General features: G+C 72.2%; 19 protein-coding genes. 8 read left to right on the forward strand and 11 right to left on the reverse strand.

The genetic code is table 11. The features are described from left to right. Positions 1 to 98 precede the first annotated feature (98 nt). Genes BJ964_RS42000 through BJ964_RS42015 form a run of 4 tightly spaced genes read right to left on the reverse strand, consistent with a single transcriptional unit; the run spans position 99 to position 3299 of the window. A complete protein-coding gene (locus BJ964_RS42000) occupies positions 99 to 1004 on the reverse strand; it encodes an ABC transporter substrate-binding protein (protein ID WP_188125863.1) in 906 nt (301 codons plus the stop codon). Then, positions 1004 to 1663 carry an ABC transporter permease gene (locus BJ964_RS42005; protein ID WP_188125864.1) on the reverse strand — a complete coding sequence of 220 codons (660 nt, stop codon included), beginning with the start codon at positions 1661 to 1663 and terminating at the stop codon, positions 1004 to 1006. The genes BJ964_RS42000 and BJ964_RS42005 overlap by 1 nt, the downstream gene beginning before the upstream one ends. Next, the gene (locus tag BJ964_RS42010) at positions 1660 to 2298 is read right to left on the reverse strand and encodes an ABC transporter permease (RefSeq protein ID WP_188125865.1); all 639 of its coding nucleotides are present in this window, start codon (positions 2296 to 2298) and stop codon (positions 1660 to 1662) included. Before BJ964_RS42010 ends, BJ964_RS42005 begins: the two co-directional genes overlap by 4 nt. Next, entirely contained in the window at positions 2295 to 3299 is a 1005-nt protein-coding gene (locus BJ964_RS42015) for an ABC transporter ATP-binding protein (RefSeq protein ID WP_188125866.1), read from the reverse strand. The genes BJ964_RS42010 and BJ964_RS42015 overlap by 4 nt, the downstream gene beginning before the upstream one ends. A 166-nt stretch (positions 3300 to 3465) precedes the next feature. On the opposite strand from BJ964_RS42015, the gene BJ964_RS42020 reads away from it, so the two are divergent. Beyond that, positions 3466 to 4068, forward strand: coding sequence for a M23 family metallopeptidase (locus BJ964_RS42020; protein ID WP_307838063.1), 603 nt, complete (start codon positions 3466 to 3468; stop codon positions 4066 to 4068). Positions 4069 to 4083: 15 nt separating this feature from the next. Here the strand turns inward: BJ964_RS42020 and BJ964_RS42025 are convergent, their stop codons facing one another. Beyond that, complete coding sequence (locus tag BJ964_RS42025; protein WP_188125867.1) at positions 4084 to 5043, reverse strand: ABC transporter substrate-binding protein; 960 nt, start codon at positions 5041 to 5043, stop codon at positions 4084 to 4086. A 49-nt stretch (positions 5044 to 5092) separates the two neighbouring features. Here BJ964_RS42025 and BJ964_RS42030 point away from each other — a divergent pair, with 49 nt between their 5' ends. Continuing rightward, positions 5093 to 5941 carry an amidohydrolase family protein gene (locus tag BJ964_RS42030; RefSeq protein ID WP_188125868.1) on the forward strand — a complete coding sequence of 283 codons (849 nt, stop codon included), beginning with the start codon at positions 5093 to 5095 and terminating at the stop codon, positions 5939 to 5941. On the opposite strand, the gene BJ964_RS42035 is transcribed toward BJ964_RS42030, so the two are convergent. Continuing rightward, entirely contained in the window at positions 5934 to 7085 is a 1152-nt protein-coding gene (locus tag BJ964_RS42035; RefSeq protein WP_223149706.1) for a hypothetical protein, read from the reverse strand. The two genes, BJ964_RS42030 and BJ964_RS42035, sit on opposite strands and share 8 nt — an antisense overlap. 58 nt (positions 7086 to 7143) lie before the next feature. On the opposite strand from BJ964_RS42035, the gene BJ964_RS42040 reads away from it, so the two are divergent. After that, positions 7144 to 8910, forward strand: coding sequence for a siderophore-interacting protein (locus tag BJ964_RS42040; RefSeq protein ID WP_203832935.1), 1767 nt, complete (start codon positions 7144 to 7146; stop codon positions 8908 to 8910). A 109-nt stretch (positions 8911 to 9019) separates the two neighbouring features. Further along, on the forward strand, positions 9020 to 10162 hold the full coding sequence (locus BJ964_RS42045) for a hypothetical protein (RefSeq protein WP_188125870.1): 1143 nt from the start codon (positions 9020 to 9022) through the stop codon (positions 10160 to 10162). Between the two features lie 1293 nt (positions 10163 to 11455). Here BJ964_RS42045 and BJ964_RS42050 read toward each other — a convergent pair. Then, entirely contained in the window at positions 11456 to 12328 is an 873-nt protein-coding gene (locus tag BJ964_RS42050; protein WP_188125871.1) for an amidohydrolase family protein, read from the reverse strand. Positions 12329 to 12392: 64 nt separating this feature from the next. Between BJ964_RS42050 and BJ964_RS42055 the strand changes: the two genes are divergently transcribed. The 3 genes from BJ964_RS42055 (at position 12393) to ppk2 (ending at position 18688) form a co-directional block, all read left to right on the forward strand. Then, the gene (locus BJ964_RS42055; protein WP_188125872.1) at positions 12393 to 15011 is read left to right on the forward strand and encodes a DUF7825 domain-containing protein; all 2619 of its coding nucleotides are present in this window, start codon (positions 12393 to 12395) and stop codon (positions 15009 to 15011) included. A 9-nt stretch (positions 15012 to 15020) separates the two neighbouring features. Continuing rightward, a complete protein-coding gene (locus BJ964_RS42060; RefSeq protein ID WP_188125873.1) occupies positions 15021 to 17705 on the forward strand; it encodes a DUF6493 family protein in 2685 nt (894 codons plus the stop codon). Positions 17706 to 17839: 134 nt separating this feature from the next. After that, positions 17840 to 18688 (forward strand): polyphosphate kinase 2, encoded by an 849-nt coding sequence (gene ppk2 / locus BJ964_RS42065; RefSeq protein WP_188125874.1) that lies wholly within the window; start codon positions 17840 to 17842, stop codon positions 18686 to 18688. 41 nt (positions 18689 to 18729) lie between these two features. On the opposite strand, the gene BJ964_RS42070 is transcribed toward ppk2, so the two are convergent. Further along, entirely contained in the window at positions 18730 to 19287 is a 558-nt protein-coding gene (locus BJ964_RS42070) for an RICIN domain-containing protein (protein WP_188125875.1), read from the reverse strand. Between the two features lie 153 nt (positions 19288 to 19440). Further along, positions 19441 to 22365, reverse strand: a complete 2925-nt coding sequence (locus BJ964_RS42075) for a M36 family metallopeptidase (RefSeq protein ID WP_188125876.1) — start codon at positions 22363 to 22365, stop codon at positions 19441 to 19443. 150 nt (positions 22366 to 22515) lie between these two features. Between BJ964_RS42075 and BJ964_RS42080 the strand changes: the two genes are divergently transcribed. Then, complete coding sequence (locus BJ964_RS42080) at positions 22516 to 23640, forward strand: S8 family serine peptidase (RefSeq protein WP_188125877.1); 1125 nt, start codon at positions 22516 to 22518, stop codon at positions 23638 to 23640. Here the strand turns inward: BJ964_RS42080 and BJ964_RS42085 are convergent. Together BJ964_RS42085 and BJ964_RS42090 are read right to left on the reverse strand one after the other, a co-directional pair. After that, positions 23603 to 24262: a response regulator transcription factor gene (locus tag BJ964_RS42085; protein WP_188125878.1), complete on the reverse strand. Its 660-nt coding sequence runs from the start codon at positions 24260 to 24262 to the stop codon at positions 23603 to 23605. The two genes, BJ964_RS42080 and BJ964_RS42085, sit on opposite strands and share 38 nt — an antisense overlap. Next, a complete protein-coding gene (locus BJ964_RS42090; RefSeq protein ID WP_188125879.1) occupies positions 24259 to 25362 on the reverse strand; it encodes a sensor histidine kinase in 1104 nt (367 codons plus the stop codon). The genes BJ964_RS42085 and BJ964_RS42090 overlap by 4 nt, the downstream gene beginning before the upstream one ends. Between the last annotated feature and the right edge of the window lie 16 nt (positions 25363 to 25378).

Here is a 25378-nt window from a genome sequence, read left to right on the forward strand (position 1 = left end):
GCGGCAAACATAGATACCGGCGAGTTCGCCCGTCAAGACATGTCCCGGAAACCAGAAAAACGCCGCCCGGTAACGGGCGGCGTTCTTCACGGAGTGTGTCAGGCGAGACCGTTCTCGGTCAGGAACGCCTTGGCCACCGTCTTGGTGTCCTTCTTGTCCACCTGCACCTGGGCCAGGTACGAGGTGAGGTTCTCGGTGGTCAGCTTCGCCGACACCGCGTTGAGCGCGCCGCTGACGGTCGCGTTGTTCGCCTCGGTGCGGATCAGCGGGAGGATGTTCTGCGCCAGGTAGAGGTTCTTCGGGTCCTCCAGCACGACGAACTTGTTGGTGACGATCGACGAGTCGGTGGAGAAGATGTTCGCCACGTCGATGTCGCCGTCCTTGAGCGCGGTGACGGTCAGCGGGCCGCCGGCGTCGAGCGGCTTGAACTCCTTGAACTTCAGGCCGTACACCGACTCGAGGCCCTTGAGGCCCTGGTGCCGCTCGGCGAACTCCGGGCCGGCGCCGACCACGAACTGGCCGGCGACGGCCTTGAGGTCCTCGATCGTCTTGAGGTTGTTCTTGGTGGCGGTCTCCGCGGTGACCGTCAGGGTGTCCTTGTCCTGGGCGGCCGACTGGTCCAGCACCTCGGTGCCGGCCGGCAGCACCTTCTTGAGGGCCGCCAGCACGTCGTCCGAGCTGCTGACACCCTCCGGGGCGCCGCCCGGGGTGAGGGCGGCGAGCAGGGCGCCGTTGTACTCCGGCAGCAGCGAGATCGAACCGTCCTGGAGCGCCTTGAGGTAGGCCTCGCGGGCGCCGATGTTGAACTTGCGGGTGACCGTGACGCCCTTGGCCTCCAGGGCCTGCGAGTAGATCTCGCCGAGCAGCTCGGACTCGGCGAAGTTGGCCGAGCCGACGGTGACCGCCGAGGAGCCGGCCTTGGTCTCCTCGGCGAGCGGATCACTGTTGGCGCCACAGGCGGTGAGGCTGAGCGTGAGGGCAAGAGCAGCGGCAATGCGCTTCATCAGTCGGTGCCTTTCAATCCGGGTGAGACGATCCAGCGCTGAACCAGCGACAGGAAGAGATCCACGAGTACGGCGAGGACGGCGACGACGATGGCGCCGGCCAGCACCCGGGAGTAGTCGTTGACGGCCAGGCCGTCGATCAGGAGCCGGCCCAGCCCGCTCAGGCCCACCGCGGCGGCCACCGTGGCGGTGGCGACGACCTGGAGCGCGGCGCTGCGGAAGCCGCCCATCAGCACCGGCAGCGCCATCGGCAGCTCGACGCGGGTGAGCACCTGCCAGGAACGCATGCCCATGCCGCGGGCCGCGTCGACGACCCGGTGGTCGAGGCTGCGCATCCCGGCGTACGTGGAGGTCAGGATCGGTGGGATGACCAGCACGGTGAGCGCGATCAGCACCGGCAGCAGGCCGAGCCCGAGCAGGGTGACCAGCAGCATCAGCAGGCCGAGGGTGGGCAGCGAACGGCCCGCGTTGCCGGCGTTGATGGCCAGGAACGAGCCGCGCCCAGTGTGGCCGATGTAGAGGCCGATCGGCAGCGCCACGACCGTGCCGATCAGCAGGGCGAGCACCGTGTAGCCGAGGTGGGCCAGGATCAGCGTCGGGATGCTGTACGGAGCGCCGAGTTCCCAGTGTGCGGGGTCGAGCAGGTAGGAGAGGTTCACACGGCACGCGTCCACGGGGTGACGGCCCGCTGCACGAGCACGATGATCAGGTCGGCGAGCCCGGCGAGCAGCACCGACAGGACGATGCCGACCAGGATCGGCTCGATGTAGAACAGCTGGAAGCCGCGGGTGAACAGCTGGCCGAGCCCGCCGATGCCGATCAGGGCGCCGACGCTGACGAGGCTGATGTTCGAGACCGTGGCGACCCGCAGCCCGGCCAGGATGACCGGCAGCGCCATCGGCAGCTCGACCCCGGTGAGGCGCCGCACCCGGCGGTAGCCCATCGCGGTGGCGGCCTGCACGACGACCGGGTCGACCGAGCGCAGGCCGTCCGCCACTGTCCGGGCGAGCAGCGCGACCGTGTAGATGGTGAGCGCCACGACGACGTTGACCGGGGACAGCACCTTGGTGCCGAGGACGACCGGCAGGAAGACGAACAGCGCCAGCGACGGGATCGAGTAGAGCACGCCGCAGGTGTTGATCAGCGGGTGGTAGAGGGCCGGGAAGCGCACGCCCAGGTAACCGATCGGCAGGGCGATGAGGAACCCGAACAGCACCGGCAGCAGGGCCAGGTAGACGTGCTCCTGGAGGGCCAGCCAGACGGTGTCGGCGTTGTTCCGCAAATACTCGATCATGAACGCCGGCCGGCCAGGTAGTCGGCCAGGTCGTGGTGGCTGACCAGGCCGTCGGCGGCGCCGTCCGGGCCGACCCGGACCGCGACGCCGACCGGTGAGCGGATCGCCAGGTCGGCGACGACGCGCAGCGAGTCGTCCTTGGTGAAGGTGCCGCCGGTGTCGCGCGGCCCGTCGTCGCCGGGCCAGCCGACCGGGCGGCCCGCGTCGTCCAGGATGAGGCCGTCGACCGGCCGGACCGGCAGCCCGGCCGCGCTGTCGAAGGAGAGGGCCCGCAGTCCGCGGTCGCGGCCGACGAACTCGGCCACGAAGTCGTCGGCCGGCGCCGCCAGCAGCTCCTGGGGCGTGCCGACCTGGGCGAGGCGGCCGCCCTGCCGGAACACGGCGACCCGGTCACCGAGCTTGATCGCCTCGTCGATGTCGTGGGTGACCAGGGCGATGGTCTTGCCGAGGTCCTCCTGGAGACGGAGAAACTCGCGGTGCAGCTGCTCGCGGACCACCGGGTCGACGGCGCTGAACGGCTCGTCCATCAGCATGATCGGCGGGTCGGCGGCGAGCGCGCGGGCCACCCCGACGCGCTGCTGCTGGCCGCCGGAGAGCTGCGCCGGGTAGCGCTTGGCGAAGTCGGCGCTGAGCCCGACCCGTTCGAGCAGCTCCAGGGCGGCGGCGCGGGCCTCCCGGCGGGTCCTGCCGAGCAGCACCGGGACGGTGGCGACGTTGTCCAGCACGGTGCGGTGCGGGAAGAGCCCGGCGTGCTGGATGACGTAGCCGATGCCGCGCCGCAGCGCCGCCTCGTCACGCTCCGCGACGTCCTCGCCGTCGATCAGGATCCGGCCGGAGGTGGGGGTGACCATGCGGTTGATCATCCGGAGGGACGTGGTCTTGCCGCACCCCGACGGGCCGACCAGCGCGGTCAGCTTGCCGGTGGGCAGCTCGAGGCTGAGGTGGTCCACGGCGGTGCTCCCGCCGGGGTAGACCTTCACGACGTCCTCGAATGTGATCATGGCACTCCTGGTTGATCTTCAAACGACCCTATTCATACTCCGTTTGTAGTGAATAGGGTGTCAACGTTCGGCTACGGTTCGACAGTCACTCGTGACCCTTCCAGACCTTCGCCGCGCTCGCTGTGCGGCGGAGATCACAGTGGAAGCGATCTGTAAGGATCAGTCGGTGACCGGCCGACCGAACCGTACCGCCCTCATGCTCGGCATCGGCCTGGCCGCGGTGATCGTGGTGACCGGCGTCATCCTGCTGCCGAGGCTTCGGCCGCCCGGGCCCCGGCCCGCGTTCCAGCTGCCGGTGACCTGCGAGGAGACGTGGGTGCTCGGCACCTACCCGGGGCACGACGACTTCGACATCGACTTCTTCCCCACCAGCGGGCAGGCGTGGGGGCGGCCGGTGCTGGCGTCCTTCGGCGGCACGGTCACCGAGGCGGGGATCAACGGCACCCTCGGTTCGCGTACGCCGGACAACCCGAAGGGACCGCACGGCACCGGCGCCGGCTACTGGGTGAAGATCGATCACGGCGGCCGCTGGCAGACGGTGTACCTGCACCTGCTCGAACCGCCCGCGGTCGAACCCGGCGACCGGGTCACGATCGGCCAGCGGATCGGGTCGGTCGGCAGCACCGGCAAGTCCGGGGCGCCACACCTGCACTACGAGCAGCTGCGGGCCGGGGCGAAGGTGGAGAGCCACTTCGACGGCGCCCCGTCCGGCATCACCACCGACAACCGGGAGTACTCGGTGGAGCGGACCAGCCGCAACTGCGGGTGACCCGGCCGGGACACGTCACGGGAGCAGGGCGGCCAGGTCCGGCTTCTTCGGCAGGGTGCCGTCGCTGACGGCCCGGTCGGCGAGGGTCTCCACCGAGGCGCGGTTCACCTCGGCGGGCCACTTCGGCAGGACCAGCTTCGCCCGGACCTCGGGCGCGATCTTCGTGTAGCTGCCGAGGACGTCGCGGACCTCGTCGGGGTGGGCGTCGGCGTACTCCAGCGACTGCTTCATCGCGGCGGTGAACCGGGACACCAGATCCGGGTCGTTGGCGATCAGCTGCTGCGAGGTGAAGTACATGGCGACGGTGAGATCGGGGGCGGCGTCCACGTAGCTGGAGGCGATCTTACGGGCGCCGGCCGCGACGGCCGACTGCTGGAACGGCTCGACCACGAAGATCGCGTCGACCCGGCCCTCCTGCAACGCCGGCACCTGGTCGGGGAAGGCCAGCTCGGTGAATTTCACCCGCGAGGCGTCGCCGCCGTCCTTGGCGACCGACGATCGTACGGTCGTGTCGACGATGTTCTTCAGGGTGTTGGCGGCGACCGTGCGGCCGGCGAGGTCCTTGGGCGAGGTGATCGGGCTGTCCGCCTTCACGAACAGCCCGGCGAAGTCCTGACCGTCCACCCCGGTCGAGTTGACCCCGTTGACCACCGCCTTGACCGGCAGTCCCCGGTCCGCGCCGAGCAGCAGCGAGATGGTGTTGCTGAACCCGAACTGGTATTCGCCGCTGAGCACCGCCGGCACGATCGCGGCGCCGCCCTGCGCGGTGGTCAGGCCGAGCTCGATGCCCTTCTCCTTGAAGAAGCCCTTGTCCCTGCCCAGGTAGATCGGGGCGACGTCGAGGATCGCGATCACCCCGACGTTGACCTTGTCCGGTCCGGCTTCGGCGGGGCCCTTCTCGTTCTCCGCGTCACCGCAGGCCGCGGTGAGCAGGACCGTGGCGGTGAACAGCGCGAGGAGACGGAGTCGTCGCATTCCCGCAACGTAGGGTATTCATTTGCTGACGTCAATTCTTTGGAGTCCGATGCTCATCGACGCGCATCACCACCTGTGGCAGCCCGAACGCGGCTACCGATGGCTGGACGAACCCGGACTCGACCGGCTGCGCCGCCCCTACCTGCCGGCCGACCTGACCGCCGAGACGACCGCGGCCGGGGTCGGCGCCACCGTGCTGGTCGAGGGTGGCCGCTGCCACCCCGACGAGGTGGCCGAATTCCTCGGTTACGCGGCCACCACACCGGTCATCGCCCGCGTGGTGGCCTGGATCGACATCGGCGCCCCGGACGTCGCGGCGACCCTGGCCGCCTACCGGCGGCTGCCCGGCGGGGAACTGCTCGCCGGAGTGCGCGCCCAGGTGCAGGGCGAGGCCGACCCGGACTATCTGGACCGGCCCCAGGTGCGGCACGGCCTGGCCGCAGTCGCGGCCGCGGGGCTGAGCTTCGACCTCATCATCCGCTCCGATCAGCTTCCGGCCGCGGCGAGAGCGGCGTACGCCGTACCCGAGCTGATCTTCGTCCTGGATCATCTCGGCAAGCCCCGGATCGATGAGGGCGACACCGGTCTGCGCGCCTGGCTGGGCCCGATCACCGAGCTGGCCGGCTGCCCGAACGTGACCGCCAAACTGTCCGGCCTGGTCACCGAGGCCGGCCCGGGATGGACGGCGGCGGCGCTGAGCCCGTTCGTGGCGGCGGCCGTCGACCTGTTCGGGCCGGAGCGCCTGATGTTCGGCTCGGACTGGCCGGTGTGCCTGCTGCGGGCCGGCTACCGCGACGTGCTGGACGCGCTGCGCGAGGCGCTGCCGCCGATGACCGAACCGCAGCGGGACGAGATCCTCGGCGGCACCGCGGCCCGCGTCTACCGGCTGGTCAGCTGAGCTTCGACCCGGACAGCGACGGCTGCCCCGACCCCAGGTAGAAGATGCCGGGCAGCCCGTCGCTCTCGAACCCGGAGCTGACGTTGCGCCGCAGCCGCGAGTTGCGGATCGACAGGGTGCCGGTGCGGTCGTTGCTCACGTAGAAGATCGCGCCGCCGCCCTCCCGGGCCTTGTTGTTCTCGATCACCGTGCCGTCGATCCTCAACCGGTACGCGTTGCCGTCGTTGTAGATGGCGCCGCCGCTGCCGCCGCCCGGGGTGCCGTCGCGGGCCGGGTTCGCGCCGGTGCCGATCGCCGAGTTGCCGGAGAAGTGGCTGTTCAGGATCGTCCACGAGACCTGGATGCTGCTCAGCGCGCCACCGTTGGAGCACACCCCGCCGGTGAAGGTGCTGCCCACCACGTACGCCGTCTGCCCGGACAGGCGCACCCGGATCGCCGCGCCACCGAGGTCCGGGCCGGTGCCGTGGCAGCGGTTGCCGGTGAACCGCGAGTTGATCACCTTGAGCTGGCCGCCGTTGGCGAAGATCGCTCCCCCGCCACCGGTCTCGTCGGCCGGATCGGTGCTGTTGCCGTTCTTGAGGACGATGTTCTGCACGGTCAGCTTCGGGGTGGCCTTGAGATGGCAGTGACCGCTCGCCGGGCTCTGCCCGAGGCTCGTGTCGCAGACGTTCATGTACAGGATGCGGCGCTTGCCGCCGCCGCTCAGGGTGACCCGGCCGCCGCCGTCGAGCACCACCCGGGCCTTGGCGTTACGCACCTTCGCGGTGTCGGTCATGGTGATCGTGACCGGCTGCGGACCGCAGTCGAAGGTGATCAGGCCACCGGCCGCGACCGCCTTCACCACGGCGGCCGAGGTGCAGCTCGCCGGGGTGCCGTTACCGATCGTCCGGTCCGGCCGGCTGGTGTCCACGGCCCGCGCCGTGGCCGGGACCGTGGCTTTTCCGCCCGGATTGCCGGGTTTCGGCAGCGTCTTCGGGCTGGCGCTCGGCTTCGGCGGCACCGGTGTCGGCACCGAAGCGGACGAAGCGGGCGGGGCGGCCGCGGAACTCGCCGCGACGGCCGGCGCCAATGGCAGGTCGGAACTCTGGCACGCGGCCAGCGAACCGGCGGCGCACACCGCAAGGATGATCCGTCCCCAACGCATCGGCAGATGCTACGGCTTCCCGCCCGCCACGTAATCTCCTACCGTGTCGAGCCGAAGTATGCGTACCAGAGTCACGTTCCCGATCGTCCTGCGCGAGCTGACCGTCCTGCGGGTGGCCGACGTGAACGCCGGAACCCGCCGGATCACCGTCGGCGGCCCGCAACTCGGCGCGTTCCACGCCAACGGGCTGGATCTTCCCGCGTGGACGTCGGAGGGCTTCGACGACCACGTCAAGTTCTTCTTCGCGGCACCCGGCGCCGACCGGCCGGTGCTGCCCCGGCAGGAGATCGCCAGCCTGGACTGGCCGGCCGGCGAACGGCCCATCGCCAAGGACTACACCCCGCACCGGATCACCGCGGACGAGGTCGACTTCGATTTCGTACGGCACGGCAGCGGCCCGGCCGCGACCTGGGCCGAACACGCGAAGCCCGGCGGCACGGTGTGGATGGCCGGCCCGAAGATGTCGCTGAGCCACCCGGCCGGCGCCGACGTCATCGTGGCCGCCGGCGACGAGACCGCCCTTCCCGCGCTGCGGCGCTGGCTGCACGAGATGCCGGCCGGCACCCGCGCGCACGTCTTCATCGAGATCGCCGACGACAGCCGTCGCCAGGAGCTGCCGACCGCCGCCGACGCCGAGATCACCTGGCTGTCCGGCGGCTCCCCCACCCTGGAGGAGGCGGTCCGGGCCCTGCCGTGGCCGGACGGCGTCGTCTTCGCGTGGGTGGCCGGTGAGGCGGGCGCCATCCGGCCGCTGCGCCGCTACCTGCGGGTGGAACGGGAGCTGCCGGCGTCGCAGGTGGAGATCACCGGCTACTGGAAGCGCTCCTCCTCCGAGGCGCCGCTCGACGAGACGAGCGAGGAGCAGCCGGAGGACGACGCCCACGATCGGCTGCACGAACTCGCCGAGATCGTGCCCGGCCTCGCCATCCGGGTCGCCGTCACCCTCGGGGTGATCGACGCCGTCGACGCCGGGGACGGCACGGCGGCCGCGATCGCCGCGCGTACCGGCGCCGACCCCGGCGCCGTCGAGTCGCTGCTGCGCTACCTGGCCGCGCTCGACGTGGTCGCGGTGGACGCGGACGGCCGGCACGTGCTCACCGCGCTGGGTGAGGAACTCGCCGAGGACGCCGACGACTACCACCTGGAGAACGCCGAGGCGATCCTCGACCTGGGCGTGCTCAAACTGGCCACCGCCGGGGCGCCGGAGTCGCTGCGCGCCGTCTTCGAGACCGACGAGCGGCTCGGCGGGCAGGCCCGCGGCGTGGTCGAGGACCTGGCACTGTGGATCGCGCCGCTGATCATGCCGGCGTACGACTGGGCCGGGGCGGGCGCGGTCGCCGCCACCGGGCACGGGGCCGGGGCCGCCGTCAACGCGATCGCCCGCGCCCACCCCGGCGTCAAGCTGAGCCTGTCCGCGCTGCCGTCGGCGCTCACCATGGTCCGCGACCGGATCCTCGACTCCGAGCACGCCGGCCACGTCGAACTCGTGCCCACGTCCGGGGCCGTCGTGGTCCGCGACGGCGCCACCCACCTGCTGGTGCACTTCCTGGACTGGCTGACCGACGCGGACGCGGCCCACCTGCTCGCCGAGTTCGCCCGCGCGCTGCCGCCCGGGACCGACGTCGTGGTGGTCGAGGACGTCCGCCCGGACGGCGACACCGACGTCGGGGAGATCGAGAACGACCTGCGGCTGCGGGCGGCGTTCGGCACCGGGCGGCGGACCGCCGAACAGGTCTCCGCACTCCTCGAAACGGCCGGTCTGCGGACCGTCACGGCCACCGACATCGGCTGGTCACACCGAATGTGGCATCTCACACCCGCATGAATTGAACCGGGCACGGTCGGTAGCCGTAACCTCCACAGAGAATCATCCAGGGTCTTTCCGTCGACCACGCCGTAGCCCCGCGTGATCGGCAGGGCAGACCCTGAGAGGCGTGGGGAGACACGTTGTGGAGCGGAGAGGCTCTGGTGACAAGGCTGTCGACGGTCGGGGCCGTCCGTCGACGTTGCGGATCGCCGGATACGTGGCCGGTCACGCGGAACCCGTCGCCGACGAGCCGGCCGAACCGGACCTGAGCCGCGTCCGCCTGCCGAACATCTCGGACTACTGGCCGGACGCGATACGCCGCATCGACCTCCGCGCCGGCCGGGCCGGGCATCCGCGACCGGCCGGCACACCGCGGCCGCCACGGTTCCCCGGCGGGCCGCCCGCCGACGGCGATCGTGGACGGCCGTGGGCCGGGCGCCGGCCGGTGATCCTGGTCGGGCTGCTGGCGCTGGTGTTCGCCGGCGGCACCGTGCTGCTGGCCCGGCAGCTGACCGACAACGGCCGGCAGCGGACCGTGCCGGCCGCGGCGGCGCCCACCGATCCGGCCAGCGTCGCCCCGCTGGAACCGGCCGCCCCGAGCACCGCCACCAGCGCCCCGAAGGCGCCGTCACCCACACCGACGAAGCCCGCCACCACGGCGCCGGTCGCGCCGAAGCCCTCCGCCGAACAGGTGCGGGAGGCACGGTTCGAGCTGGCCAGCGGGGTCACCGAACTGTCCGTGCGAACCGTGTCGCTGGACGACGGCCAGAACTTCCGGGTGACGACACCGGCGGACTCCGGACTCGACCTCGACACGTCGTTCCACGACGGGGTGTTGCGGGTGGAGGCCACATCGGACGGTTCCGAAGGGTCGGGGCGGGTGGACGTACGGCTCAGTGACCGGATCGTGTGGGACCTGCGGATGGGCGCGGGCGTGCACACGGCGTCGTTCGACATGGGCACCGGCACCGTCGGGCGGATCGACCTGCGGGGCGGGGCGCAGACCATCGACATCGAGGTGGGACGGCTGTCCGCGACGCTGCCGGTGCGGATGTCAGGCGGGGTGCACACCTGGCGGATCCGGACGGCGCAGAAGGTGCCGGTGCGGGTGGCGGTCGGTGCGGGCGCCGGAGACATCACCCTGTACGGGCACAGCTCGGGCGGGGTCAGCGCCGGGGACACGGTCCGCTCCGGGGACCTGGACGACCGGCCCGGCCTCGACGTCGACGCCGAGGCCGGGATCGGGTTCATGGAGGTCTTCGAGGATTGACCCACCGCACGCGGCACGGGTCTGCTCCGACGATTCCGGGTATGGAACCCCTGTGGTCGAGGTCCGCGTTTCACTTCCGGCTCCTTTCCGGTACGCGCGACCCCGTCCCGCCTCATCCGCCCCGTCCCGTCCGGTCGGCGCTCGCTCGCTGCCCGCTCCCGCCTTTGCCGCGCCCGCCGGGCGTAGATCGGTGGCCGGGCAGGCCGTCCTGGCCCCCTCTGTTGCCGCCGGTCACGGCCGGGGCGCCGGCTCCCGGCCGGCGACCGGGTGACGCTCGGCGGGCGGTCCCGGTCTTGCCGGCCAGGCACCCGGGTTGCCGCTCTCGGCCGTTACGCCAGTCACGGCAATCGTCATCCGCGGTCCCGCCGGTCCGGCGGCCGCACACGCAAGTCGCCGCGTGCGCGACCACCACCGCGGCCATCCGGGAGTCTCCTTCTTGGGCGTTCGCGGTTCTTCGTCAAGCGCCCGGTCGGGCGAATCGCCGAATGGGGGCGCCGTCCGCCGCACTAGGCGAAAGTGGGGCTTTCGCCGGAAGCAGGCGCCCGTTTCGCCCGCTTTGCCCGCCGCTGTTGTGCGATCTTGAACGATTTACCACCCGAGGCGGTGGTAAATCGTTCAAGATCGCTCCGGGTGACGCGTCCTGCTGGCGAGGGATTGCGGATTCGGCCGTAGGCAGCCAAGAAGAAGACTTCCGGAGGTATCCGATAACCCAAGGTCTTCCAGGGAAAATTGATCATGGGCGATGGTCTACCGCCGGATGGCGACCAGGCATCAAGATCGGCCCGAAAGCTAAAATCGACCAAGATCGCTGGCGAGTCGGGGTGATGCCACAGTCATCCGAATGCGCGACTCGACATCGTGGCCGTCCACAACCGAGAAACAGGCTCCGAGTAGCACCGATCCACCATGCACCTCCACGCACTCACCGCCATGGTCACGGTGAGTGACTCCCAATAGCGCGACCGGCGTCAACCGCCACCACCCACCCGGCGCAACCGGCGTGACGGCCGAAAGTGGGCAACCCGGATGCCTGACAACCACAACCACCCACCCGGCGCGATCGGCGTGACGGCCGGAAGTGGGCAGTTCGGGTGCCTGGCTGGCAAGACCGGGACCACCCGCCCAGCGTGACCGACAGGTGAGCCGGCGGCAGTTGAGGGGGCGCGATTCGCCCGGCCCGCCCAGCCACCGATCTACGCCCGGCGGGCGCGGCACAGGCGGGTGCGGGCAGCGAGATCGCGCCGAACGGACGGAACGGCCCTGATGAGGCGGGACGATGTCACGCGTACCGGATCAGGGTTGTCCGGTGAGGAATCGCCGGGCGTTCGTGGTGAACAGAGCGTGCGGGAAGACGGCCGGGTCGAGGGGTTGCGCGTAGGGGCGGTCGGAGCCGTGCACGATGGCGCCCTCGCCGACCACCCCGCTCAGGGCCGTGATCGCGGCGGCCTGGTAGGAGGACGTCTCGTAGAAGACGAACGGATCGACGGCGAACGCGCCGCCGCGGGCGGTGAGACGCTCGTGGTGCAGCGGGGCGAGCCCGGCCAGCGCGACGAACCCGATCCGCAGGCTGGGATGACGCTCCCGGCCGGCGAGATGCCAGGCCATCCAGGACCGGTGCATCTGGGCGACGTAGGGCACCAGGGCCGGCCACCAGCCGGGCATGCCGGACTCACCGGCCGGCGCCGGACCGGGGTGCACGAGAAGCGGCTTGCCGGCCCGTTCCAGTTCGGTGAGCAGCGGCGACACGTGTGCGATGGCGGCCGGGTCGCCCAGCGCGGTGGCCGGTAGTTGCAGCCCGGCGACACGGTCCACCCGCAGCAGGCGGGCCAGCCCGGACGGGTCGGGCTCGGTGACCGCGGCGGCGGCCCACACGTGGAACGGATCGGGCAGTTCGAGGGCGCTCTCGTGCCAGACGTCGATCAGGTCGTGGCCGGGCCCGTGCTCGATGCCGAGCGGGCTGGACAGCGACACCAGCACCCGGCCGGTGCCCTCGGCGATCTCCCGGGCCCGGCGGCGGCCGACGTCGTGGGCGGCCGGATCGACCCCGTACGGATCCTCGCCCGCCAGATACAGCGTCCACTCCCGCAGGTAGGGGAAGGTGTCGCGCCGGCGCAGCGCGTCGATGAACGCCGGGGGCCACAGGTGCTGGTGGCAGTCGCTCCGCATCACCGGCTCCACCCTATTGATCGCGGGACGGTTTTTGTCGGAGGGTGCCGCTAGGTTCTCCGGCATGGTGAGTTTCGGGCAGTTGGAGCCGTTGATCCGGGCCGGTGAGTTCGACCAGGTCGCGACCGCTCTTCTGAGTGTCGACGAGCCGGCCAGGCGGGCTCTGGCCGCCCCGGTCAAGGGCATCGAGCTGCACTGGGTGGAGGAGGTCGGCACCTCATTCGAGCGGCTGCACGACCGGGCGGCGCTGGCCGAGCGGAGCTTCGCCCGGCGGGCCGCGCGGGAGGCGGCGCTGCGGGTCGCCGGCGCCGGCTGTCTGCCCCGGGCCGCCGACGTCGTGTCGTTCCTGCGGTCCGGCCGGTTCGGTCCCGCGCCCACCCCGGCCGCGCTCGACGCGCTGGTGCGGGTGCTGCGTGCGCCCGGCCGCCCGTCGCTTGCCGCGATCGCCCGGCCGCTGGCCGAGAAGCTGCGGCCGCTCCAGGTCAACCTCCAGTGGGGCATGATCAGCCGGCTGCTCGCCGAGGCCGAGTTGTCCCCACCGGGCACCGAGGCGGTGGTCCGCGGCTGGATGGGCCAGGTCGGCGCCGAGCGTTACGGCAAGGATCTGGCCGAGCTGCTGCGCGCCGACCCGCACACCACCGAGATGCTGCCGCACGTCTTCGGCATCGCCCGGCTCGGCCAGGAGCTGGACGAGGAGTGGACGAAGGCGCTGGCCCGGCTCGCCGCCGACGGCGTCATCGACCGGCAGTCCCTGCTGGACGGTTGCGTCCAGCGGCTGGTCGCCGGTGACCGGCCGGGCTCGATCCGCCGGGTGGTGGTGCTGCACCGGCTGCTCGACCCGACGGCCGAGGAGTGCGCGGCCCGCCGGGCGGAGTGCCTGGCCATGCTGGCCGGCCCGGAGTCCACGGTGGCCGACCTGGCGTTGCGCGGCCTGCGCCGGGCCGACGACGCCGGGCTCGTCGAGATCGACACGGTGGCCGAGGCGGCGTTCACGGTCCTGCTGCGCAAGGAGAAGAAGCTGGTCCGCGCCCAGCTCGACTGGCTCGCCGCGGCGCTGGCCCGCAAGGCCGATCCGCTGCTGTTCGAGGCGCTGCTCACCGGGCTCGGCAACCCGGCCGTCGACCTGGCCGAGCAGGTGCTGCGGGCGGCCGCCACGCACCTGCCGGTCTTCGGGGCCGCCGGGCGGGAGTCCCTGGCCGCGGCGGTCGCCGGTTTCCAGGGCGACCTGCGCCGTCAGGCCGGGGAGCTGCTCGGCGCCGGTGATCCCGCCGATCACGTTGCGGTCGCGCTGCCACCGGTCGCCCCCGCCGCGCCGGTGCCGCCGCCGATCCGGTCCATTCCGGAGCTGGCCGCCGAGGTGCGGCACATGCTGCGCGAGCTGGATCCCGACCCGATCCGGCTGGAGCTGGCCCTGGACGGGCTCGTGCGGTTCACCGCGAGCGACCGGCCGGCCCTCGCCGAAGCGCTGACGCCGCTGCTCCCGCAGTACGGCGACCGGCCGCTGATCAACCTGTTGCGGGCCGTCGTCACCAACCGGTGGTTCGCGTGGACCCCGTCGGAGTGGGACAAGCGTGCCTCGCCGCCGGTCTGGATGCTGATCGGGCGGCTCACCGAGCTGACCCGGCAGATGTGCGGCGGCACGCCGCCACCCGCGCTGCTCGCCACCCCGGCCACGGTGGACGGTCACGTCGACCCGGCCCGGGTGGTGCGGCTGCTCGGGGAGGGCTGGGAGCCGGGGCCGTGGGATCTGTCCCAGGCGCTGTTGCGGTTGCCGCGCGAGATCGGCCCAGAGGTGCGGGCGGCGGCGGACCGGCTCACCTCGGCCGCCGGGCACTCCCTCGCCGGGTTTCTGGCCGATGGCGGGCTGCCCGACCCGGAGGTGGCCACGGTGGCCGTCGGCAAGCGCAGGTGCATGCACACCGGCGGCTACTACTGCGACTGTGCCCGCCATCCGGCCCGGCGGACCGTGGCGTTCGCACCGGTCGAGCACACGCTGACCGTCCCGGAGGGTCTGCTCGGCCAGCCACGCAAGGAGGCGGGCAACCGGGCGTATTCGTACCCCGACGGCCGGCCGCTGGACGGGTGGCCACTCGTCTTCCCGAGCCACCGGGAGCTGGCCGCGGCCCACGTGCAGCCACGGCTCATCGAGTCGGCCGAGAGCCGGGGCGTCACCGGCCACGTCGGCATCCTGCCCGCCCTGGCGGCGTGCGACGGGCCGTTCGGGCCGGCCATGGCGCTCTGCCTGGCGTACGGTCTGACCGCCGCCCGCCCGGAGGGCCGGGTGGCCGCCGTGGACGCGTTCCTCGACCTGGCCGCCCGGGGCGTCCTCGACGGGGCACTGGTCGGGCGGGAGCTCGTCGCCCTGCACCGGGCCGAGATCGTCGTCCTGAAGCGGGTCGCCGACGCTCTCGGTGAGGCCGCGCGGGCCGGTGCGGCCGCCCACGCCTGGGCCGCCCTCCGCGAGCTGGTGCCGGCCGTGCTCGCCGCGGCCACGCCCGGGGCAGGCGCCCCCGATCTGCTGCTGACGGCCGAGTCCGTCGCGGCGGCCGTCCGCGCCACCGAGGAGATCCCCGAGGTGACGGCGGTGGCGGCGCGCGGCGGCCGGACCCGGCTGGTCACCGAGGCGACCCGGCTCGCCCGGACGCTCGCCTCCGCCACCAAAACTGTCGTACCCGAGATCTAAGGTCTGCGCATGCCTCAGGACATCACCCCCACCGCCCGCCTCACCTGGGCTGATCTCGACGTGCTGGCAAGGCGGGCGGATCACGTGACGATCACCCGCCGCGTCATCGCGCTGAGCGAGCCGGAGCGGGCCGCGTTCGCCGCCGAGCTCGAGGCGGGCATCAGGAAGACCCGCGGCGAGGCTTGGTGGGGGCAGCGGGGCAACGATCCGGCCGCCGGTTACGCGCTGGCCGTGATCGGCAGCATGCCGTCCGCCGCGCGGGCCGCCACCCTGCTCACCCGGCGCGACATGCGCGACGGCTGGGGCAGCATCCCGGCCGAGAAGTTCCGGAGCATCGTGGAGGCCCGCGACATCCCGTGGCTGGCCGACCTCGGGGTGCGGCTCGCCGAGAAGCTGCCGGCCAAGGAGGTCTGGGCCCGGGATTGGGAGTTCGTCTCCCCGATGCTCACCGCGACGCCGGAGCTGGCCCCGCGCACCGAGGGGTTCGTCCGCGGCTGGCTCGACCATGTGCACCAGAGCACCGGCCGGCTACGGGGGCTGGCCGACGCGCTCCGGGACAGCCCGTTCCTCGACCACCTGCTGCCGGCCGTGTTCGAGATCGACGGCATCGGCAGCGCGCTGACCGGCGGCCAATGGGACGGCGAGGCCTGGAACACCACACCCCGCTCCCCCGCCGCACTCGCCACGCTGGTGGCCGAAGGGCGCCTGGACCGGGCGACCGTTTTCGCCGCCACCGTCGACCGCCTGGTCCGCGGCGACCGCCCGGCGCTGCTGCGGCCGTTCGCGATGCTGCACGACGCTCTCGCGCCGACCGTCGACGAGATGGCCGGGTTCACGCACGACTACGCCCGGCTCCTGGCCGGGGCGCCGTCCGCGATCGCCGGGCTCGCCCAGCGGGCCCTGCGCGCGGTCGACGACGCCGGCCGCCTGGAGTTGGAGACCCTGATCGAGGCGAGCGCCGCGACCCTGCTCCGGGCCGAGAAGGGCCTGGTCAGGACGCAGCTCTCCTGGCTGGAGAAGGTGGCCCGCCGGGCGCCCGAGCGGGCCGGTGAGCTGATGGAGACGGTCGCCGTGGCGTTCGGGCATCCCACGCTCGACGTGCAGGAGCGGGCGCTCAACCTCATCGCCCGTCAGGTGGCCCGTCTCGACGCCGGCGCCGTGGCCCGGATCGCCGACGCCGCCGGCGCCCTCGGCGGCGACCTGCCGGCGCGGGCCGCCGAGCTGTTCGGGGTGGCCGCTGCGGAGACCGGCACGCCCGGCGTGGTGGAACTCGCCCCGCCCGCGCCGGCCGCCGCGATGCCGCCGCCCATCGCGAGCGGCGCCGAGCTGGCCACCGAGATCGTCGCCCTGCTGCACGGGGGGACCGCCGTCGCGTGGGAGCGGGTGCTGGCCGCGCTGGTGGCGCTGCCCGCGGCCGGGGTGCCGGTCGCGGAGTCCCTGCGGCCCCTCCTCGACCGGCACCATGCCGAGCTGACCGATCACGGCTGGCACGGCGAGCTGCTGCGGAACGCCCTCCTCGGCGACGTGATGCGGGTGATCCTCGGCCGGGCCAAGAGCTCGGCGTCGTCGGACAACGCGCGCAACGCCTGGGTGTTCGGTTCCGGCCCCCGGCAGTCGCTGCGGGGCGGGCCGGCCAGCGTCCTCGAACTGCGCATCCGTGAGCTGGCCGAGCGGGTGTCCGCCGAGCCGGCCGCCGAGCTGATGGCCACGCCCACCCGGGTGACCGGGGCCCTCGACCCGGCGGTCCTGCTGGAACGGCTGTTCCGGGCCGAGGCGGCCGGGCGGGAGCCGTGGCCGATCGACTTCGAGCAGGCGCTGCTGCGGGTGCCGCGGGAGGCCGACCCGGCTGTCGTGACCGCGGCCGCGGAGCTGACGTCGGCGGCGGGCCGCCGGTTCGCGGTCTGGCTCAAGGAGGGTGGGCTGCCCGATCCGGTCAGCACCCGGTGGCCGCAGACCGGCAAGGACGGGCGGTATGCGTACGGCGGGACACCCCCGCTCAAACGGCGGGTGGTCGCCCAGCTCGACGAGTCGCGGCCGGTCGAGCACCTGCTGGGGGGCCTGCTCGTCAACCTGACCCGCAGCAACGTGCCGTCGTATTATCCGTGGGACTTCTCGGCGCCCATCGACATCACCGCGGCGGCGCTGCCGCAGCACCGGGAGGTGGTCGCCGCCTGGGTGCTGCCGGTGATCGCGGCGCACGCCGACATGGACGGCAAGGGTGACGGGCCGATGCTGCCGGCACTGGCCGAGTGCTCCGGGCCGGTGGGTCCGGCCCTGACGCTGGCCTTGGCGTACGGTCTGGGCGCCCGCCACGAGCCGGACCGGCTCGCCGCCGTCGACGCGTTCCTGATCCTGGCGGCCGGTGGCGAGCCGATCGGCGCCGGGATCGGCGCCGAAGTCGCGGACCTGTGCGCCGACGGCGTGGTGAAATTGACCCGGGTGGTCGCGGCCCTGACCGACGTCCATCGCGGCGGCGGGTCCCGGGCGCTGTGGGAGCTGCTGGCCGCGGCCCTGCCGGGGCTGCTGCCGGCCGGGCCGCGCGGCCTGCCGGACCTTCTGGAGCTGGCCACGCAGGTCGCGGGCGAGGTGGGCGCCCACGACGACGTCCCGGGGCTGGCCGAGGTGGCGGGCCGGGCGGGCGGGAGCCGGCTGCTCAAGGAGGCGCGCCGGTTGCGCACCGTCCTGGCGGGCTGACGCATGTTACCGGGTCGGCTGTTGCCGGGGGGCCGATTCTCATCGGCTCATCCGGGGCGGATGACGCGCCGGAGCCGCGATCGCGACAGGCTGCCGATTACACCATGCGAGGCCGGCATCCGGGAGACAACACTATGAGCAAGAAGGAAAAGAAGAACAAACATCACCCCAAGGACACGGACCAGGTCGCTCCGGTGGAACGGATGAAGCGGGCCGAGTACGAGCGGGAGATGCGGCGGTTGCACGGTGAGCTGGTCGCCATGCAGGAGTGGGTGAAGGCGTCCGGCACCAAGATCTGTGTGGTGTTCGAGGGCCGGGACACGGCCGGCAAGGGCGGCACCATCAAACGCATCACCGAGCGGGTCAGCCCGCGGGTGTTCCGGGTGGTCGCCCTGCCCACTCCCACCGAGCGGGAGAAGAGCCAGATGTACGCGCAGCGCTACATCGCCCGGCTCCCGGCCGGCGGCGAGGTCGTGATCTTCGACCGGTCGTGGTACAACCGGGCCGGCGTCGAGCGGGTGATGGGCTTCTGCACGGCGGAGGAGTCCGAGCGGTTCCTGGAGATCGTGCCGACCTGGGAGAAGGCCATGACCGACTCCGGGATCCTGCTGCTCAAGTACTGGCTGGAGGTCAGCCCGGACGAGCAGACCCGCCGGCTGGAGAGCCGCATCCACGATCCGCGGAAGATCTGGAAGCTCTCCGACATGGATCTGAAGTCGTACAGCCGCTGGAACGACTACTCCCGGGCCCGTGACGCGATGCTGGCCACCACCGACACCTCCTGGGCGCCCTGGTTCATCGCGTACACCGACGACAAGAAGCGGGCCCGGCTCAACATCATCACGCATCTGCTGAGCCAGGTGCCGTACGAGCCGCTCAAGCCGCGCGACATCAAACTGCCGAAACGGCGGGCCGAGAACGGCTATCTCGCTCCCGACCTGCCGTTGCGGTTCATCCCCACGCCGTACGGCGACGTGCGCTGACCGAAGGGCGCGGGTCCGGGACCCGCGCCCTTCGCCGGGGATCAGCCGTGCAGCCGCAGGTCGGGCGCCCAGCTCCAGTTCTGGTTGGTGCCGCCGTTGCAGGTGTACTGCAACAGCTGCGCGCTGTTCGACGTGCTGGCGTTCTTCACCGTGAGGCACTTGCCGCTCTTCCGGTTGATGATCCGGTAGTAGTCGGCCCGCCAGCCCCACTCGACGTAGATGCCCGTGTACTCGGTGTACCACTCCTCGTTGTCACCGTTGTTGCAGGTGTACTGAATGACCGCCGCGCTGTTCTCGGTCGAGGCGCCCTTCACGGTCAGGCACTTGCCGCTGGAGCCGTTCTTGATGTTCCAGTATTTGCCCTCGGTCGTGATGAAGGTCCACGACTGGTTGGCGTTGCGCGGCTCGTAGCAGCTGAAGATGATCTGGACGGTGCCGTTGGCGGTGCTGGAGTTGGGGTTGTCGATGCACTTCTGGGAGTCGTATCCCCAGATGTAGACGGGGCCGACGGTCGCGGCGAGCGCCGGTGACTGCGTCAGCACCAGACCGGTGGCGGCCACCACCAGAGCCATCACCGTACGGAGAACGAATTTCAGCATGCTGCCCCTCTTGCTTCGAGCCGGACGATCAAGTCCGCAATGGACTGGGCAGAACGCTATGACGTTCTTCTATCGGCCGGCTCTCGATCCGCTCTTGGCCGGGCGTGCATGAAAAAGGTGGGCGGGCCCGCGGGCCCGCCCACCTTTCTGCTGCTAGCGGGTGAACGCCTGGAATTCGGCGATGCGCACGTTGAGCGCCTGCGGGCTGGCGGTGGCGCAGTCCGTGTTGGCGCGCGGGTCGTCGTCCTGTTCACCGGCGTAGTCCGGGGTGCCGGTGCACTGGTTGGTCACGGCCTCGATGCGCAGGTGCGTGGCGGTGACATCCGGGATGTCGAAGGACCGGATGATCAGCTGCGGCGCCCGGGGTCGCGGCGCCACGGCCGGGAACGCGTCCCGCCGGCTGGTGTAGACGGTCGTGAAGTCGGCCGGGGCCGAGCAGGTGACCGTCGCGGACGCGGTGCAGGCGAGCACCTTGAACTGGCGCAGCGCCGACACCCGGGCCTGCGTGCCGGCGTCGACGTCACCGGCGACGGCCGGGCGCAGCATGGCGCTGACCTGGATCCGCCGGACCTTCTGGGCGTCGCCCGCGAGGTCCACGCTGACGCCCTTGCCGGCCACCGCGCTGCCGAGCGAGGCCCAGTTGGTGGCCTCGTCGTCGTCGAGGAGCCGGGCCAGGTTGACGCCGTCGCCGGTGGCGGTCGCGCCGTTGGCCGCCGAGGCGACGTTGCGCGGCAGCTTCACGGTCAGCTTCTCCTTCTCGCCGGAGCGCAGCGACTCCGGTGAGACGCGGGCGTGGCCGTGGCCGGGCGCCTGTGCGACGAACGCGTAGGTGCCGGGCACCAGGTTCACCGTGTCGGGCAGGGCGGTGGCCGGGTCGGTGTCGGCGACCGCGACGGCCCGGGCCTGGTAGTCGCCGACGAACAGTTTGGCGCCGGTGACCGCCTTGCCGTGCTCGTCGACCGGCCGGAAGGTGACCGTGGCCTCCTTGGCGTGCGGGGAGGTGAAGCTCGGCGTCGGGTTGACGTCGGCCGCGCCGTTGCTGGCCGCGCCCTCGCCGAGGCCGCGCTTGGCGAACGCGTTCCACAGGATGTCCTGGTTGGCGCCGCCGAAGCGGATCCGGTCGGCGGCGAGCAGCGCGTCGCGGGCGTCGACCTGGCTGTTGGCGCTGTTGGCCATCAGCAGGAACGAGTCGACGACGAGCTGGATCCAGCGCCGGTTGCCCGGGCAGGAGGTGACCGCCTTCTTGCCGTTGGCGCACGCCTTCTGGAGTGCGGAGCTGCCGTAGCCGTACCGCTTGACGAACGCGGACCGGATGTCGTAGTTGGTGGCGCTCCACACCTCACCGGAGGCGTGCACCTGCAACCCGACGAAGTCGTAGTCGACCGCGCTGTAGTTGAGCCGGTTGGCGCCGCTGCTCATGTTGTAGTTGCGGATGCCGGCGACCGGGTCACCGGTCACGTACTCGCCGACGGTGAAGCCGCGGGCGCCCCTGGGGGCGTAGCCGTGCTCGGCCAGGTACTCCACGGCCAGCTGGTCGGACCAGCTCTCGCTCATGCCCTGCGGGGAGCTGAGGCCGGCGTCCGGGCCGGCGATCATGCGGTTGGTGATGGCGTGCGTGTACTCGTGGCCGATGACCGACATGTCGTAGTCGCCGTCGACGCACGGCGAGTAGAAGGAACCGGCGATGGGCTGCCACAGGTACATGTTGGTGATCGGGGCCTGCCCGTCGGGCGGGGTGATCTGGTTGGCGTTGTTGCGGGCCAGGAAGTCCGGCGGGCCGCCGCTGATGCCGCCGGCCTGCGCGTTGCCCTGCTCGGGGTCGCCGCCGTCGCCCTCCATGTTCCAGGTCTCCTCGGTGAAGCCGAGGAGGTACGACCAGTCGTGCATCCGGTTGTGCTGCACGAACAGGTTGGCCCGGGCCGCGTCGATGTCGTTGCGGGCGGCCGAGTCGAAGACCGTGGGCGCGCACTTGGTGTCGTGCCACTGGTTGGTCCACGGGTACGTGTACTCGCGCGCCGGGCTGGGCGTGGCCAGTTCGGTGCCGACCGTGAACGGGTCGTTGGAGAGCCAGTTGTGCACGGCGAACGCATTGTTGCCGCTGGTCGTGGCGGTGGACGTGCCGGTGACCGGGTCGACGTCCCACGCCTGCGGGGACGCCGGGGTCGCGACGACCTCGTCACAGCCCCGCTGCGGCGCCCAGCACCAGCGCCGGCGGGTGTCCCGGGAGGAGTAGTCGGTGCGCGGCGAGTTGGGGAAGACCTCCCACTCGGGGTTGTCGGCGTCGTGGTCGACGATGTCCTCGCGGACCAGGATGCCGCCGTCGCGGGCGTCCACCCACGTGGTGTAGGCGACCGGGTCGGCGCTGGACAGGCCGTCCCCGAGGGCGACCTGGTAGGCGGCGCGGGCGCCCTGGTCGGCGGTGGGTACCGCGACGAGCTTGGTGCCCAGCAGGGTGGGAGCGGTGATGCCCGCGTCGGCGGCGGCGATGCGCTCGGCCTCGGCGGCGGTCAGGGTGGCCGGCTGCGGGGCGGCGGCGTCGCGGGCGAGTGAGGAGCTGACGTGCCAGACCTTGCCGTCGCGCAGCCCGATCGAGATCAGGCCGTCGCGGCCGGCGTCGAGGTCGCCGAACCGCTGGCGCAGCAGCACGACGTCGCCCTCGCCGAGCTTGCGGGTGGTGAGCAGTTCGAGGGACTCGGCGGCCGCCGGCGTGATGCCGAGGACGTCGAGGTTGCCGGTCACGTAGGCGCGGGCCGCGGCGACGGGCTCGGCGGGCAGGCCCTCGGCGAGCGGCTCGGCGGTGGTGGCGGTGAGGGTGGCCGGGGTGCCGAAGGTGTTCCACCGGGCGGAGGCGTCGGCCTCGGCGGCCAGCGTCCGCTGTTCGGCGCTGGGCGCGACGCGGCCCTTGCGGTTGTCGATGAGCTCGCCGTTGTCGTGGTCGGCGTGGATCTCCGGGGTCTCGGCCCGGCTGGGGATGGCGGCGCCCGGTGCGGCGCTTCCGCCGGATCCTGGCGAGAGGACGAGCACCGCGGCGACGAATGCTGTGGTGGTGCCCGCCAACGCACGGGATGGTGTGCGCACGGAACCTCCTTTATGGACGGTCGTTACCGGTCACTTCGCATCCGACATCAGATGTGCGGCTTCGTGGCATGGGCCGAACGTCCACAAAATTGAGGTTGCTCAATGGTGAGCTTTGTCGATGGAACTTGCGGCGTCAAGTTAACATCCGCTGTGCCGTCGAAGTGGATCGGAAGACTTCTGCTCGCGTCCCTGCTGACCCTCCCCGGGGACCCGGCGGCCGCCGCTCCCCGCGACGAGCAGTGGTATCTCGACGTCATCAAGGCGCCGCAGGCGCACGGGATCAGCCGCGGCGAGGGCGTCACCGTCGGCGTGCTGACCAGCAGCGCGCCGATGCCGCACCCCGACCTGGGCGACGCCGTGCTGCCGACCATGCGGGTCGCGCCGGACGCGATCCTCGGCGGGATGCAGCAGACACCGTCCGGCGAGCCGGCCACCGACAGCCACGCCACCGAGGAGATCGGCCTGATCGCGGCCCGGGGCGGCATCGTCGGCGCCGCCCCGGCCGCGTCGGTGCGGCCGCTGAACGCCCACCACCAGGACGAACTTGAGAAGGCGATCCGCTGGCTGGCCGACTCCGGGGCCGGCGTGCTCTATCTCAACACCGCGATCTCCGACGGCCTCACGGCCGATTTCGACGGCATCCGGTACGCGCAGTCGAAGGACGTCGTGGTGGTGATGGCCCTCGACGACGTGGCCGACCTCCCCGCGGGCCTGCGTACCGGGGTGCTGGTGGCCGGCGGCGTCGACGGCGACGGCGAGGTGGCCGGGCGGCTGCGGTCGACGATCGGGGCGGACCTGCGGGCGCCCGGCCCGACCAGCAACGCGTCCGGCAACGAGGGTGTCATCGTGCTCGACCCGGACAGCGGCGGCTACCGGGAGCTCATCCCGAACAGCGGCAACGAGACGGCGGCCGCGCTGGTCACCGGGGTGGTGGCGCTGGTCCGGTCGACATACCCGGACCTGCCGGCCGGGGCGGTGATCAACCGGCTGCTGGCGACCGGGGTGCCGCCCGGCCCGGGTATCGCCGACGTCGACTACGGGCGCGGGCACGGTGTGGTGGACGCGTACGCCGCCCTGACCGCCGACGTGCCACCGGTGACCGGCAACCCGCTCGGCGATCCGGGGCCACCGGACACCGACTGGCTCCGGTACGGCCTGATCGCCGCCGCCCTGCTACCGGTCGCCGGGGCGGTGCTGGCCGCCGTGGTCCTGGTGTGGGTTTTCCGGAGACGGAAGGTCAGACGATCCGGTAGCCCACCCCCGGCGTGGTCGTGATGACCGGCGGGTCACCGAGTTTGCGCCGCAGCCGGCCGACCGTCACGGTGACCGTGTTGGTGAATCGGTCGGCGTGCTCGTCCCACACGCTGTCCAGCAGGGTCTCCGCGCTCAGAAATCCTGGGCTGGCCCGCAGCAGCGCCTCCAGCACGGCGAACTCCTTCACCGACAGCGGCAGCTGACGGCCGTCGCGGACCACGGTGCGGCGGACCGGATCCAGCTCGATCCCGGCGGCCCGCAGGGTGCGCGGCCGGGCGTCCGGCCGGCGGCGGGCCAGCGCCCGGACCCGCAGGATCAGCTCCGGGAAGTGGAACGGTTTGGCCAGGTAGTCGTCGGCGCCAAGGGTGAGCCCGCTGACCCGGTCACCGGGCTCGCCCGCCGCGGTGAGCATCAGCACCATCGGCCGGTCGTCCGGGCGGTCCGTGATCATCTGGCACAGGGTGTCGCCGTGCAGGCCGGGCAGATCACGATCAAGAACCATCACATCGTACGCGGTGAGCTCCAGTTTCTCGGCGGCGCTCAGCCCGTCGCGGGCGACGTCGACCGCCAGCCCGGCATCGGTCAGCCCCTCCACCACCACGTCGGCCAGGGCGTGGTCGTCCTCCACCACCAGGATCCTCACGGCAGCCGCACCGCCACCCGCAGGCCGCCGTCCGGGCGGGCGGTCAGCTCCAGCGTGCCCTGGTGGGCGGCCACGACCGCGGCCACGATGGACAGCCCCAGCCCGGACGAGCCGACCCGTTCCGCGCCGAGGCGCTCGAACGGCCTGGTGAGCCGGTCCACCTGATCCTGCGCGAAGACCCGGCCGCCGCTCTCCACGATCAGTTCGGACTCACCGCCGGCGATCCGGACCCACCCGTCGTCCACGTTGTGGGTGACCGCGTTGTCGACGAGGTTCGCCACGAGCCGGGCCAGCAGCGCCGGGTTGCCGCGTACCACGCTGCCGGCCGGCAGCTCGACGGTCACCGCGAGCCGCCGGGCGGACACCTCGGCGGCCCGGTCCCGCAGCGCCGCGGCGGTCAGCTCGGCCAGGTCGTTGGGCACCGCCTCGCCGGTGCCGCCGTGCTGGGCGCGGGCCAGCGTCAGGAACCCGTCGAGCAGGTGGTCGACCCGGTCCAACTGGGTGCGCAGTTTCCCGGCGAGCACGAGCGTCGCGGGGGCCGGGTCGGGTTTGGCGACCGCCACGTCCAGGGTGGCGCGCATCGTGGCGAGCGGAGTACGCAGCTCGTGCGAGGCGTTGGCGACGAACCGGCGCTGCGCCGTGAACGACGCCTCCAGCCGTTCCAGCAGCCCGTCGATGGTGTCGGCGAGCTGTTTCACCTCGTCGTCGGGGCCGTGCACGGCGAGCCGCTCGTGCAGGTTGTCGGCGGAGATGCGCCGGGTGACCGCGGTGATCGACCGGACCGGCGACAGCACGGTGCCGGCCATCAGCCGCCCCAGCAGCAGCGAGAGGACGGCCATCACGAACAGGGCCACGGCGAACCCGAACACCAGCCGCCGGGCCTGCTCGCCCTGGACGGCGTCGAGCTGCTCCTCCAGCGCCGTGATCCGCTGCTGGGCCGCGGCCGGGCCGCTCTGCTGCTGGAGGGGCGCCATCGAGGTGCTGCTGCCGCCGGAGAACGCCAGGGCGACCGCCAGCAGCAGCACCCCGGACCCGAGGAAGACGGCCGCGTAGAGGACCGTGAACCGGGTCCCCACCGTGGCCAGACGCGACCGGAACATCGTTACAGCATGCCGG

Origin of the sequence: Actinoplanes lobatus (genome assembly GCF_014205215.1) — a bacterium.
GTDB classification, from domain to species: Bacteria; Actinomycetota; Actinomycetes; order Mycobacteriales; family Micromonosporaceae; genus Actinoplanes; species Actinoplanes lobatus.

What these genes read in the sequence shown, in the direction of transcription:
- BJ964_RS42010 (WP_188125865.1), bottom strand. Translation starts at nt 2,298, where the DNA reads ATGATCGAGTATTTGCGGAACAACGCCGACACCGTCTGGCTGGCCCTC.
- BJ964_RS42030 (WP_188125868.1), top strand. Translation starts at nt 5,093, where the DNA reads ATGCTCATCGACGCGCATCACCACCTGTGGCAGCCCGAACGCGGCTAC.
- ppk2 (WP_188125874.1), top strand. Translation starts at nt 17,840, where the DNA reads ATGAGCAAGAAGGAAAAGAAGAACAAACATCACCCCAAGGACACGGAC.
- BJ964_RS42015 (WP_188125866.1), bottom strand. Translation starts at nt 3,299, where the DNA reads ATGATCACATTCGAGGACGTCGTGAAGGTCTACCCCGGCGGGAGCACC.
- BJ964_RS42060 (WP_188125873.1), top strand. Translation starts at nt 15,021, where the DNA reads ATGCCTCAGGACATCACCCCCACCGCCCGCCTCACCTGGGCTGATCTC.
- BJ964_RS42000 (WP_188125863.1), bottom strand. Translation starts at nt 1,004, where the DNA reads ATGAAGCGCATTGCCGCTGCTCTTGCCCTCACGCTCAGCCTCACCGCC.
- BJ964_RS42055 (WP_188125872.1), top strand. Translation starts at nt 12,393, where the DNA reads ATGGTGAGTTTCGGGCAGTTGGAGCCGTTGATCCGGGCCGGTGAGTTC.
- BJ964_RS42090 (WP_188125879.1), bottom strand. Translation starts at nt 25,362, where the DNA reads ATGTTCCGGTCGCGTCTGGCCACGGTGGGGACCCGGTTCACGGTCCTC.
- BJ964_RS42070 (WP_188125875.1), bottom strand. Translation starts at nt 19,287, where the DNA reads ATGCTGAAATTCGTTCTCCGTACGGTGATGGCTCTGGTGGTGGCCGCC.
- BJ964_RS42040 (WP_203832935.1), top strand. Translation starts at nt 7,144, where the DNA reads ATGCGTACCAGAGTCACGTTCCCGATCGTCCTGCGCGAGCTGACCGTC.
- BJ964_RS42050 (WP_188125871.1), bottom strand. Translation starts at nt 12,328, where the DNA reads ATGCGGAGCGACTGCCACCAGCACCTGTGGCCCCCGGCGTTCATCGAC.
- BJ964_RS42035 (WP_223149706.1), bottom strand. Translation starts at nt 7,085, where the DNA reads ATGCGTTGGGGACGGATCATCCTTGCGGTGTGCGCCGCCGGTTCGCTG.
- BJ964_RS42025 (WP_188125867.1), bottom strand. Translation starts at nt 5,043, where the DNA reads ATGCGACGACTCCGTCTCCTCGCGCTGTTCACCGCCACGGTCCTGCTC.